Origin of the sequence: Microbacterium sp. RD1, from assembly GCF_052220165.1 — a bacterium.
GTDB lineage: Bacteria > Actinomycetota > Actinomycetes > Actinomycetales > Microbacteriaceae > Microbacterium.
In genome coordinates this window covers 414,028-426,062 of sequence record NZ_JBQPOL010000002.1, presented here as the reverse complement: position 1 = coordinate 426,062, position 12,035 = coordinate 414,028, and the positions used below count along the sequence as shown (strand labels likewise).

Sequence of the window (12,035 nt, the reverse complement as noted above, 5' to 3'; positions counted from 1 at the left end):
TACGTTCAGCTTGTGACCACCGAACTCGAACGGACGGCAGGCAAGGGTCTGGCCGCGGGCACGCTGGGGTTGTGGGGATCGACCGTCATCGGCCTGGCCTCCACCGCACCGGTGTACTCGCTCGTCGCGACCCTGGGGTTCGTCGTGCTCGCCGTCGGAGCGCAAGCGCCGATCGCGTTCGTCCTCGCCTTCATCCCGATGCTCTTCATCGCCTTCGCCTACCGCGAGCTGAACAACGCCGTCCCCGACTGCGGCACCACGTTCACGTGGGGAACGAAGGCGTTCGGTCCGTGGGTGGGCTGGATGGGCGGGTGGGGCGTCGCGGTGGCCGGGATGGTCGTGCTCGCCAACCTCGCGCAGATCGCCGGGATCTATCTCTGGTCCCTCATCGGTGACGGCTCGCTCGCCGAGAACGTGCCCCTCGTGACGGTGACCGGCGTCGTCTTCATCGCCGCGATGACGTGGGTGAGCTGGCGGGGAGTGGAGATCGGCGAGCGGATCCAGAACATCCTCCTCGGCATCCAGTACCTCGTCCTCGCGATCTTCGTGGTGGCATCGCTGTGGAAGTTCTTCGACGGCTCGGCCCCCGACGCGACCCCGTTCGACCTCGCCTGGTTCAATCCGTTCGGATTCACCGACTGGAGCGGGTTCACCGAGGCGATCCTGCTCGCCCTCTTCATCTACTGGGGCTGGGACACGTGCCTCGCCCTCAACGAGGAGACGAGGGACCCCAAGCGGATCCCGGGCCGCGCGGCGCTGCTGACCACCGTCATCCTGCTGTTCACGTACGTGAGCGTCACCGTGGCGGCCATGATGTACGCGGGCCTCGGTGACAGCGGCACGGGCCTCGGCAACGAGGCCAATGCCGACGACGTGTTCCTCGCGCTGAAGGACGGGCTGTTCGGGCCGTTCGGCTGGATACTCGTGATCGCCGTCCTCATCTCGGCGATCTCGTCGACGCAGACCACGATCCTCCCGACGGCGCGGGGGACCCTCGCGATGGCGGCGTACAAAGCGCTTCCGAAGAGGTTCGCCACGGTGCATCCGCGGTTCAAGACGCCGTCGTTCTCCACGATCGTGATGGGTGTCGTCGCGAGCCTCTACTACGTGGGGATGACACTCATCAGCGACAACATCCTGCAGGACTCCATCCTGTCGCTCGGCCTCGCCATCGCGTTCTACTACGCCATCACCGGCTACGCGTGCGTGTGGTACTTCCGCCGCGAGCTCTTCACCTCGGCCCGCAACGTCGTGTATCGCCTCGTGCTGCCGCTGCTGGGCGCACTCATGCTCACCTACGCGTTCGTGCAGTCGGCGATCGACATGTACGACGTCGACTACGGCTACACCGTGCTGTTCGGAATCGGTGGCACCTTCGTCGTCGGCATCGGCGCTCTCGCGGTGGGCGTGCTGCTGATGCTGCTGTGGTTCCTCTTCCCGCGCTCCAAGCCGTTCTTCCGTGGCGAGAGCCTCAACCACGACACCGAGGTCCTGGTGCCCGACGAGCCGGCCGAGTACGGCCGCTCGGTCGACGGCGGCCTGGCCTGAAAGGGGATCCGGTATGCGTATTCTCATCGTCGGCGCCGGCGGCGTGGGTTCCGCGGCGGCGCGCATCGCCGTCCGCCGGTCGTTCTTCGACGCGCTCGTCCTCGCCGACTACGACCCCGCTCGCCCTGAGGCGCTCGTGGCGGAGCTGGGCGACGAGCGCCTGACGGCGGCGCAGGTGGACGCGTCGAGCGCCGAATCGGTGGCGGACCTCATCCGCGAGCACGACATCACCCACGTCCTCAACGCCGTCGATCCGCGGTTCGTTCTGCCGATCTTCGACGGATGCTACGCCGCGGGGGCGACCTATCTCGACATGGCGATGAGCCTGTCGACGCGGCATCCGCAGCGCCCGTTCGAACTCCCCGGCGTGAAGCTCGGGGACGAGCAGTTCGCCCGCGCCGACGCGTGGGAGCGCAAGGGCCAGCTCGCCCTCGTCGGCATCGGCGTCGAACCCGGACTGTCGGACGTTTTCGCCCGGTACGCCGAAGACGAGCTCTTCGCGGAGATCGATGAGCTCGGCGTGCGCGACGGGGCGAATCTCGTCGTCGCCGGTTACGACTTCGCACCGTCGTTCTCGATCTGGACGACGATCGAGGAGTGCCTGAATCCGCCTGTGATCTATGAGGAGGACCGCGGCTGGTACACCACGGAGCCCTTCAGCGAGCCGGAGGTCTTCGACTTCCCCGAGGGCATCGGGCCGGTCGAGTGCGTGAACGTGGAGCACGAGGAGGTGCTCCTCATGCCGCGGTGGACCAAGGCGAAGCGCGTGACGTTCAAGTACGGCCTCGGCGACGAGTTCATCGAGGTGCTGAAGGTCCTGAACAAACTCGGGCTGGATCGTACCGACAAGGTGAGCGTGAAGGGCGTCGAGGTCTCGCCCCGCGACGTGGTGGCCGCCATCCTGCCCGATCCCGCCACCCTGGGCGACAAGATGAGCGGCAAGACGTGCGCGGGAGTGTGGGTGACCGGCACCGGCAAGGACGGCCGGCCGCGCTCCACGTACCTGTACCACGTCGCCGACAACGAGCAGACCATGGCCGAGTACGGCTCGCAGGCGGTGGTGTGGCAGACCGCCTTCAACCCGGTCATCGCCCTCGAGCTGCTGGCATCCGGGGCGTGGGCGGGCACGGGCGTGCTCGGCCCCGAGGCGTTCCCCGCGCAGCCGTTCCTGGAGTTGCTGGCCGCGCCCGCGCCGGACGGCTACGGCTCGCCGTGGGGAATTCGCGAGCAGTAGCCCGCGCACTTGCGTGAATCGGCTGCTAAACCGGCCGGTTTAGCAGCCGATATACGCAAGTGGCGCGCTAGAGGACCGGGCGGATGCTGCCCACATCGCGGCCGCCGCCCGACACCGTCAGCGGCAGGCGCGACATCGCGTCGGCGACGTCGGGAGCGGCGAGGGCACCCGCGCGCTCGAGAAGCCGCAGGGCGACGGCGGATGCGGCACGCCCGCTGCCGTCGAGCATCTTCAGCGCGACGGTGGTGCCGTCGGGGGCGACCATGACCATCACGCCCTCGGCGCCGGTCTTGGCGAACACCCCGAGGCGTTCGATCACGATCGTGTCGGGGCGGCCGGGGCCATCGATCGCCCACGGGTTCTCCCGCACCGCGCGGACGAGAGTCCCCGCTCCGCGATGCAGCGCGAACGGGGAGCGCTCCGACGCGGTGCCGACGCGGTGGATCGCGCGGGCGAGCCCGAGGAGGGTCATGGCGTACACCGGCGCGCCGCATCCGTCGATCGCCGTAGCCGCCGGCTTCTCGCCGATCAGGCGCTCGATCACCTCGCGGATGTGCGCCTGCAGCGGATGCTGCGGGTCGAGGTAGCCGTCGACCGGCCACCCGTTCGACACGCACGTGAGAAGCATCGCGGCGTGCTTGCCGGAGCAGTTCATGCGGATGCGCGCGGGCCGGCCGAGCTCCCGGATGAGCTCGTCCCGCGTGGCGGTGTCGCCGGGCCATGCCGGCGGACAGCCGAGCGCATCCTCCCCGAGGTCACCAGCGGCGAGGATGTCGCGGACGACGGAGACGTGCCGGTCGGTGCCGGAGTGGCTCGCGGTGGCCACGGCGAGCCGTTCGCCCTCGAGCGGGGCTCCGGCCGAGAGACAGGCCAGCGCCTGAAGCGGCTTCATGCTCGATCGCGGAAGCAGCGTCGCGTGGGGGTTCCCGAAGGCCTCGGCGACGGTGCCGTCCGGGGCGAGGACGATCGCGACACCGCTGTGACGCGATTCGGCGAAGCCGCTGCGTTCGACGACGGCGAGTTCGACGGAGGCGGCAGAGGTCAGCGGCACGCTCCCAGCCTAGCCCGGCACCCTCGGGGCCTCTCGGCGATGCCAGACTGGCGGTATGACGGGCGAGCATTCCTACCGGGTCCGCGCGCAGTGGACCGGCGACCGGGGCACGGGCACGAGCGGATACCGCGATTACGACCGGTCGGTCACTCTCCGCATCGACGGGAAACCCGAGCTCCTCGCGTCGGCCGACAAGCCCTTCCGGGGCGATTCGCAGAAGTGGGATCCCGAGGATCTGCTGGTCGCCGCCCTCGTCGAGTGCCACCTGCTGTCGTATCTCCACGCGTGCGTGCAGGTCGGGGTCGTCGTCACCGCGTACGAGGACGAGGCCATCGGCACGATGGTGGTGGAGGGTATGGGGGGCCGCTTCCTCGAGGTGGTGCTGCACCCCCGCGTGACGGTGGCGGATGCGTCGATGGTCGACGCCGCGCGCGAGGCCCACACGAACGCGCACGAGTGGTGCTTCATCGCCAACTCCGTGAACTTCCCCGTGCGTCACGAGCCGACGATCCTCGTCGCCGCGTGACCACTTGCGTGAATCGGCTGCTTTTTCGCGAGAAATAGCAGCCGATTCACGCAAGGCGCGGGGGTGGTGCGTCAGTTCACGTCGTCGTCGACCCAGTCCATCGACTTCGTCACGGCCTTCTTCCACAGCCGCAGCTGACGATCGCGCTCGTCGGGATCCATCTGCGGCTCCCAGCGCTTGTCCTCCTGCCAGTTCGCGCGCAGATCGTCGAGCCCCTCCCAGAATCCGACGGCGAGCCCGGCGGCGTAGGCCGCCCCGAGCGCCGTGGTCTCGGCGACGACGGGGCGGATGACGGGCACGCCGAGGATGTCGGCCTGGAACTGCATGAGCGCGTCGTTGGCGGTCATGCCGCCGTCGACCTTCAGCTCCTCCAGGTCGACACCCGAGTCGGCGTTGACCGCGTCGAGCACCTCGCGCGTCTGGAAGGCGGTGGCCTCCAGTGCCGCACGGGCGATGTGCCCTTTGGTGACATACCGCGTCATGCCGACGATCGCGCCGCGGGCGTCGGGTCGCCAGTAGGGGGCGAACAGACCCGAGAAGGCCGGGACGAAGTAGACGCCGCCGTTGTCGTCGACCGACTTCGCGAGCTGCTCCACGTCGGGGGCCGAGGAGATGATCCCGAGCTGGTCCCGCAGCCACTGGATGAGCGACCCCGTCACCGCGATCGAGCCCTCCAGCGCGTAGTGCGCCGGCGCGTCGCCCAGCTTGTACCCGAGCGTCGTCAGCAGACCGTTCTTGGAGTGCACGATCTCCGCGCCGGTGTTGAAGATGAGGAAGTTGCCGGTGCCGTAGGTGTTCTTGCTCTCACCCGGGTCGTACGCCGCCTGACCGAAGGTCGCCGCCTGCTGGTCGCCCAGGATACCGGCGACCGGCGTCTCACGCAGTAGCGACGACGACTCCGCCGTGCCGTACACCTCGGACGAGGAGCGGATCTCGGGCATCATCGAGCGGGGGACGCCGAACACCTCGAGGATGTCGTCGCGCCACTGGAGCGTCTCGAGGTCCATGAAGAGCGTTCGGCTCGCGTTCGTGACATCCGTCGCGTGCACGCCGCCGTCGGTGCCGCCGGTGAGGTTCCAGAGCACCCACGAGTCGGTCGTGCCGAACAGCAGGTCGCCGGCCTCCGCCTTCTCGCGCGCGCCCTCGACGTTCTCCAGGATCCACATGATCTTCGTTCCGGAGAAGTAGGTAGCCAGCGGCAGGCCCACGATGTCCTTGAAGCGCTCCACCCCGCCGTCCTCGGCGAGGCGGTCGACGATGGACTGGGTGCGCGTGTCCTGCCAGACGATCGCGTTGTACACCGCCTTCCCGGTGTTCTTGTCCCACACCACCGCCGTCTCGCGCTGGTTGGTGATGCCGATCGCGGCGATGTCATGGCGGGTGATGTCGGCGCGACTGAGGGCCAGGCCGATCACCTCCTGCGTGTTCCTCCAGATCTCGGCGGGGTCGTGCTCGACCCAACCGGCCTTGGGGAAGATCTGCTCGTGCTCCTTCTGCCCGACGGAGACGACGCTTCCCTTCTTGTCGAAGATCATCGCGCGGGTCGATGTCGTGCCCTGGTCGATGGCGAGGACGTAATCAGCCATTAGTGGACTTCCTTGTCTGGATTGCGTGGGTGGGGATCGATGCGGATGCGGGGGTCAGCTCAGGTGCACGAACCCCAGGAGCACCGGCGCGAGGAGGCCGGCCAGCGCGCCTCCGATGAGCGGCCCGACGACGGGCACCCAGGAGTACGACCAGTCGCTGCCGCCCTTGCCGGGGATCGGGAGGATCGCGTGGGCGATCCGGGGACCGAGGTCACGGGCGGGGTTGATGGCGTAGCCCGTGGGTCCACCCAGGGACGCGCCGATGCCCACCACGAGCAGGGCGACGGGGACTGCCGCAAGGCCGCCGAGTCCGCCGGGGACGCCGATGTCGGCCACGCCGTAGTCGCGGAAGCCGAAGATGACGAACACCAGGACGAAGGTCGCGATGATCTCGGTGACGAGGTTCCAGCCGTACGAACGGATCGCCGGACCGGTGGAGAAGACACCGAGCTTGTCGGCGGGGTCGCCTTCCTCGTCGAAGTGCCGCTTGTAGGACAGCCAGCACAGCACCGCGCCCAGGAAGGCGCCGACGAACTGACCGGTCACGGCCACCAGGAACTCGATGATCGAGATGTCCCGGTGCACGAGGAGGCCCAGCGAGACAGCGGGGTTCAGCTGCGCGCCCGAGTACGCCGCGACGACGACGCCGGCGAAGACGCCGAGGCCCCAGCCCCACGTCACCATGAGGAAGCCGCCGCCGTTGCCCTTCGTCTTCGCGAGCGCGACGTTGGCGACCACGCCGGTGCCGAGGAGGATCAGGACACCGGTCCCGACCACCTCGGACAGGAAATACCACCCGAGATTGATTTCATCTTGCATGTCGACATTGACCTTTCAAGCGGAGGGGCCGCTCGACGTCGAGCGGCATCTTGGCGAGGGGGCCGGCTGACTCGCGCCGGCGCATGTCACGGGTTCGCGGTGCCGACCTCCTCGAACTCGACGCGGTGGGCGAGGCGGAGGGCTTCGACGGCGCGGACGATCTCGCTGTCGCGGCGGTCGTCATCCCAGCCGAGCGGCTCGGCGATGGCGTCGGCGACCTCCGTCAGGGTCTGGTTCGTCATTCCCCCCACGAACGCGATCGACGTACGGCGCAGCAGCACGTCGAGGAGGTGGACCACGCGCTCGGTGCGCGCGAGGTGCGCGAGCTCTTCGCGGTAGTAGCTCCCGGTGTGCTCGAGCGGCTCGGCACCGACGGGGATGGCCGCGAGCACGTCGTCGGCGCGCGTCCCATAGCGGGTCAGCATCCGCTCGACCAGGTCGCGCGGATGCCCGGAGGCGTGCTCGGCGACCCAGCGTGCGCGGTCGGCGTCGGTGCGCGGGAACCCCTGCCCGCCGCCGATCGGTCGACCGGCCGTGCTGATGCGGTGCGGGCGCCCCAGCACCGAGAGCGCGCGGGTGCTGAGGTGCTCGGCGAGGGCGCGGAACGTCGTCCATTTCCCGCCGACGAGGCTGAGGATCGGCGTCCCCTCGTGGGTGTCGTCGACGATGCGGTAGTCGCGGGAGACGAAGCCGGGGGCAGTGTCGTCGTGGCGGGGGAGAGGGCGGATGCCGGCGAAGGTGTAGACGATCTGCGACCGGTCGACAGTGATGTCGGGGTAGACCTGGGCTACGAGGTCGAAGAAGTAGTCGATCTCCTCGTCCGTGCAGACGACAGGCTTCGACGGGTCGGCGTCGATGTCGGTCGTGCCGACGAGAACGCGGCCCTTGAGGGGGTAGATCAGCACGATGCGGCCGTCGGAGTGCTCGAAGAAGATCTCGCGGCCCTTCGTCGCCGCCAGCAGCTCGTCGTTGTCCAGGACGATGTGCGAGCCCTTCGTGCCGCCCATGAAGCGCGTGGGCATGCCGAAGGCGTCGTTCGTCAGGTCGGTCCAGGGGCCGCTGGCGTTGACGACGACCTTGGCGCGGAGGGGGAACTCCTCGCCGCTGACCTCGTCGCGCAGCCGCACGGTACCGGCATCAGTCCCGATGGCCGAGACGTAGTTGACGGCGGTCGCGCGCGGACCGCCGATCGTGAGCCCGTCGTGCAGCACGTCCAGCGCGAGACGCTCGGGGTCCCACATCGACGCGTCGTAGTACGTCGCGGTGTACTTGACGTCGGGGTTCATGTCGGGAAACTCCGCGAGCGACTTCTTCCGTCCGTGGAACCGGTGCCGCGGAACGGATCCCCGGCCGCGGGAGAAGGTGTCGTAGATCATGAGGCCGGTCTTGATGAGCAGCGCACCCCGCTCACGGGGCTTTCCGCGGCCATGGGTGACGAGCAGACGGAAGGGCGCCGACAGCACGCCCGAGAAGGTCTTGAAGATCGGGATGGTGGTCTCCAGCGGCCGCACGTAGTGAGGCGCCGTGCGCAGCAGATCGTTGCGCTCCGTGACCGCCTCCTGCACGAGGCGGAACTCGCCGTTCTCGAGGTAGCGGATGCCGCCGTGCACCATGTGGCTCGAAGCCGATGAGGCACCCGAGACGAAGTCGTCGCGCTCGACGAGCGCCACGTCGATTCCCTGCAGGGCGAGGTCGCGGAACGTGGCGATCCCGTTGATGCCCCCGCCGACGATGAGGATGTCGACCTCGCCGCGCTCACGCAGCGTCTGCACGTCGGGGCGGAGGGGGGAGGGGGAGACCGGCGTCGTCACGATGAGACCTTTCGTGTGGAGACGACTCCAGCCTTCCCCTGCCCTGAACAGAGTTGCAAGGGATATGCACAAACGTGCACACTGTGGTACCGACGGAGGAACGCACCATGGCTTCGCCACCGACGCGCGCGCAGGACGCATTACGCGCCGCCCAGCTGTACTACCTGCAGGACCTCACCATGGCGGCGATCGCCCACGAGATGCGGGTGTCGCGGTCATCCGTGTCGCGTTTGCTGGCGTATGCCCGTGACAGCGGGCTCGTGACGATCTCGATCCACTCGCCGCAGGACGCGCGCAGCCGCATCGAGAGCCGCGTGGCGCGGCGGTTCGGCGTCACCGCGCACGTCGTCCCCACTCCCGACCGCATCAGCGAGGCCGAGCGGCTCGAGCGTACGGCGCTGTCGGCCGCCCGCATCCTGGCCGAGCGCGTGGAGTCGTCGATGACGGTGGGCATCGCGTGGGGTTCGACGCTGTCGGCGGTGGCCCGTCACCTCCCCTCGACGCGGACGCATGATTCGCGGGTGGTGCAGATGAACGGGGCGGCGAATGTGCGGACGTCGGGCATCCCCTACGCGGGAGAGATCCTGTCGCGATTCGGTGCCGCCTGGTCGGCATCCGTGCACCAATTTCCGGTGCCGGCGCTGTTCGACGATCCCCTGACGAAGCAGGCGATGTGGCGCGAGCGGTCGGTGCGAGCGGTGCGGGAGATCCAGGAGCGGGTCAGCATGTTCGTCTTCGGCCTGGGCTCTCCTCACGCCGACGTCCCGAGTCACGTCTACTCGGGCGACTACTTCGACGACGCCGACCGTCGAACGATCGAGCGCAACGGCGTCGTGGGGGATTGCGCGACGGTGTTCTACCGCCTCGACGGCTCCAGCGACGGCATAGACCTCAACGAGCGGTCCAGCGGCCCCGATCTCGAGGCGGTGCGGCGGATCCCCACGCGATTCTGCGTCGTGTCGAGCCTGTCGAAGCTCGACAGCCTGCGCGGCGCGCTGGCCGCCGGGATCATCACCGAGCTGGTCGTCGAGGAGTCGCTGGCCCGTCGCCTTCTGGAGGTCACCCCGGCACGCTGACTCACGTCTCGCCGAACCCGCTCTCGACCATCTCCCGCAGGGTGTCCCGCGCCTCCGCCGCCTGGCGGCCGCGGGCCGTGACGCGGATGCGGCTCCCCTGGCGGACGCCCAGTGCCATGAGCGCCAGGACGCTGTCCCCGGCCGCGGGGGGAGCAGCAGAGTCGAGGTCGGCGACCAGGACCGCGGCATCGAAGTCGGCAGCCGTTCGTGCGAAGGAGGCCGCCGGGCGGGCGTGCAGTCCGGAGGGGTTCGTCAGCACGGCCTCGAACGACGCCTCGCCGCCGTCGACGGAAGAGTCGTCCCGCTCGCGACGTGAGGGAGGGGGCGCGGTGTCGCCGAGCTGCGCACGCTTGAGCTCGAGCGCCCGCCCGACATCGGCCGCCACGTCGTCGAGGCTCGCTCCGGCCGCGGCGCCGACGACGCCGGCGACCAGTCCCTCCACGAACGGTGCCGGCGAGAGGACCACTCGCGCGGTGGATCCGAACTCCAGGGCCGTCTCCGCGCTGAGGATGGCCGAGCCGAGATCCATGAAGACCAGCACGCCGTCTCCGGAGTCGGCCCGGTCGATCGCCGCGGCGATGGCGACGGCATCCGTGCCGAGGTCGCCGTCGGACGTGCCGGCCGCGATCTCCACGCGAGGCGGCGCGTGGCCTGCCATCTGCAGGGCGAGCTCGACGGCGGCTGCGGCGAGCGGAGCGCTGTGGGAGACCGCGACGATGCCGATCATGACGCGGCGACCGCGTCTCGCAGCGCCTCGAGGAGCAGGGTCGCCGACGCGGCGCCGGGGTCGAGGTGTCCGGCGCTGCGCTCGCCGAGGTAGCTTGCCCGGCCCTTGCGCGCCACGAGCGGGATCGTCGCGTCCCGTCCCGCGGATGCCGCGGCCACGGCCGCATCCGCCGCTGCCACGGGGTCGCCGCCCGGCGCCGCGGCGTCCCACGCGTCGACGGCCGGTACCAGTGCATCCACCATCGTCTTATCGCCCGGGGCGGCCTTGCCACGGGCGATGATGCCATCCACGCCGGCGCGCAGCGCCGCCCCCAGGGCGGCGGCATCCAGGGTCGTCGCATCCCCCGCAGCCGTTCCCAGGCGAAGGAAGAAGGTCCCGTACAGCGGTCCGCTCGCCCCGCCCACGGTCGAGACCAGCGTCATGCCGACACTCCGCCCGAGCGCAGCGGGCGTCTCGGGGGGATCGCTCTGGAGCGCTGCCACGACGGCGTGCATGCCACGGGCCATGTTGGCACCGTGGTCGGCGTCGCCGATCTCGGAGTCCAGCTCGGTGAGCTCGGCCTGATGCTCATCGATGAGCGCGCCGAACCGCGAGATCCAATCGCGCAGCTGCGCGGGGGTGACGCCCGTCATGGCCGCTTCATGCCCCCCACCGCAGGCCCGGCGTCACAACGGGCGCATCCCACAACCGGATCATCTCGTCGTCGGCGCGCACCACCGTCAGTGACGCGCCAGCCATGTCGAGACTCGTGATGTAGTCGCCCACCAGCGACCGGCGCACGTCGACGCCCGCCTCCGCCAGAAGGGGCGCGATCTCCCCGAACAACAGGTAGAGCTCGATCAGGGGTGTCGCGCCGAGCCCCGACAGCAGCACGATCGCGGAGCCGGTGGCGTCGGCGTCCGCCAGGATCGGCTCGACCATCATCCGCGCGATCTCGTGCGCGGAGGCGAGCGTGCGGCGCTCGCGCCCCGGCTCGCCGTGGATGCCCACCCCGACCTCCATCTGATCGTCGGGCAGGTCGAAGGTGGGCTTGCCGGCCGCGGGGACCGTGCAACTGGTGAGGGCGACGCCCATCGAGCGGCCGTTCCCTCTCACGCGCTGGGCGAGGGCGAGGACGGCGTCGAGGTCGGCTCCCTCCTCCGCGGCCGCCCCGACGATCTTCTCCAGCACGACGGTCGTGCCCACGCCGCGCCGGCCGGCCGTCCAGGTGGAGTCCTGCACCGCCACATCGTCGGCGACCACGACGGATTCGACGCGGATGCCCTCGCCGGAGGCGAGCTCCGCCGCCATCTCGAAGTTCAGCACGTCGCCGGTGTAGTTCTTCACGATGTGGAGCACGCCGGCGCCACTGTCGGCCGCGCGCGTTGCGGCGAGAATTTGGTCGGGCGTGGGTGACGTGAAGACCTCGCCCGCGCAGGCGGCGTCGAGCATCCCCGTCCCCACGAACCCGCCGTGCATGGGCTCGTGGCCGGAGCCTCCCCCGGAGACGAGGGCGACCTTGCCCTCGCGCGTCGGCTCACCCCGCAGGACGACGCGGTTGGCGGTGTCGACGCGCAGTTCGGGATGGGCGGCCTGCACGCCGCGCAGCGACTCTGCCAGGACGTCGGCGGGTGCGTTGATGAACTTCTTCATGGGTCCTCCTCGACGGCGACTTCAG

The 12,035-nt window shown here is 69.6% G+C and carries 11 protein-coding genes; 4 read left to right on the top strand and 7 right to left on the bottom strand.

Annotation, left to right across the window (positions count from 1 at the left end; translation table 11 throughout):
• Positions 1-12: 12 nt before the first annotated feature.
• Complete coding sequence (locus tag ACTU3I_RS10940; RefSeq protein WP_442925717.1) at positions 13-1,548, top strand: APC family permease; 1,536 nt, start codon at positions 13-15, stop codon at positions 1,546-1,548.
• Between the two features lie 13 nt (positions 1,549-1,561).
• Positions 1,562-2,782: a saccharopine dehydrogenase family protein gene (locus ACTU3I_RS10935; RefSeq protein WP_442925716.1), complete on the top strand. Its 1,221-nt coding sequence runs from the start codon at positions 1,562-1,564 to the stop codon at positions 2,780-2,782.
• A 67-nt stretch (positions 2,783-2,849) separates the two neighbouring features.
• On the opposite strand, the gene ACTU3I_RS10930 is transcribed toward ACTU3I_RS10935, so the two are convergent.
• Positions 2,850-3,833 carry an asparaginase gene (locus ACTU3I_RS10930; RefSeq protein WP_442925715.1) on the bottom strand — a complete coding sequence of 328 codons (984 nt, stop codon included), beginning with the start codon at positions 3,831-3,833 and terminating at the stop codon, positions 2,850-2,852.
• Between the two features lie 55 nt (positions 3,834-3,888).
• Here ACTU3I_RS10930 and ACTU3I_RS10925 point away from each other — a divergent pair, with 55 nt between their 5' ends.
• Positions 3,889-4,359, top strand: a complete 471-nt coding sequence (locus tag ACTU3I_RS10925) for an OsmC family protein (RefSeq protein ID WP_442925714.1) — start codon at positions 3,889-3,891, stop codon at positions 4,357-4,359.
• Between the two features lie 71 nt (positions 4,360-4,430).
• Here the strand turns inward: ACTU3I_RS10925 and glpK are convergent, their stop codons facing one another.
• The 3 genes from glpK to ACTU3I_RS10910 all read right to left on the bottom strand — a co-directional run bounded on the left by glpK (position 4,431) and on the right by ACTU3I_RS10910 (position 8,575).
• The gene (gene glpK / locus ACTU3I_RS10920) at positions 4,431-5,945 is read right to left on the bottom strand and encodes a glycerol kinase GlpK (protein ID WP_442925713.1); all 1,515 of its coding nucleotides are present in this window, start codon (positions 5,943-5,945) and stop codon (positions 4,431-4,433) included.
• Between the two features lie 54 nt (positions 5,946-5,999).
• Positions 6,000-6,764 carry an MIP/aquaporin family protein gene (locus ACTU3I_RS10915; RefSeq protein WP_442925712.1) on the bottom strand — a complete coding sequence of 255 codons (765 nt, stop codon included), beginning with the start codon at positions 6,762-6,764 and terminating at the stop codon, positions 6,000-6,002.
• 86 nt (positions 6,765-6,850) lie between these two features.
• Entirely contained in the window at positions 6,851-8,575 is a 1,725-nt protein-coding gene (locus tag ACTU3I_RS10910) for a glycerol-3-phosphate dehydrogenase/oxidase (RefSeq protein ID WP_442925711.1), read from the bottom strand.
• 107 nt (positions 8,576-8,682) lie between these two features.
• Here ACTU3I_RS10910 and ACTU3I_RS10905 point away from each other — a divergent pair, with 107 nt between their 5' ends.
• Positions 8,683-9,651 carry a sugar-binding transcriptional regulator gene (locus ACTU3I_RS10905; RefSeq protein ID WP_442925710.1) on the top strand — a complete coding sequence of 323 codons (969 nt, stop codon included), beginning with the start codon at positions 8,683-8,685 and terminating at the stop codon, positions 9,649-9,651.
• Position 9,652: 1 nt separating this feature from the next.
• On the opposite strand, the gene dhaM is transcribed toward ACTU3I_RS10905, so the two are convergent.
• Genes dhaM through dhaK form a run of 3 tightly spaced genes read right to left on the bottom strand, consistent with a single transcriptional unit; the run spans position 9,653 to position 12,010 of the window.
• Positions 9,653-10,378, bottom strand: a complete 726-nt coding sequence (dhaM, locus tag ACTU3I_RS10900; protein WP_442925709.1) for a dihydroxyacetone kinase phosphoryl donor subunit DhaM — start codon at positions 10,376-10,378, stop codon at positions 9,653-9,655.
• Complete coding sequence (gene dhaL / locus ACTU3I_RS10895) at positions 10,375-11,010, bottom strand: dihydroxyacetone kinase subunit DhaL (RefSeq protein ID WP_442925708.1); 636 nt, start codon at positions 11,008-11,010, stop codon at positions 10,375-10,377. The genes dhaM and dhaL overlap by 4 nt, the downstream gene beginning before the upstream one ends.
• Positions 11,011-11,017: 7 nt before the next feature.
• On the bottom strand, positions 11,018-12,010 hold the full coding sequence (gene dhaK, locus ACTU3I_RS10890) for a dihydroxyacetone kinase subunit DhaK (protein ID WP_442925707.1): 993 nt from the start codon (positions 12,008-12,010) through the stop codon (positions 11,018-11,020).
• Positions 12,011-12,035 lie beyond the last annotated feature (25 nt).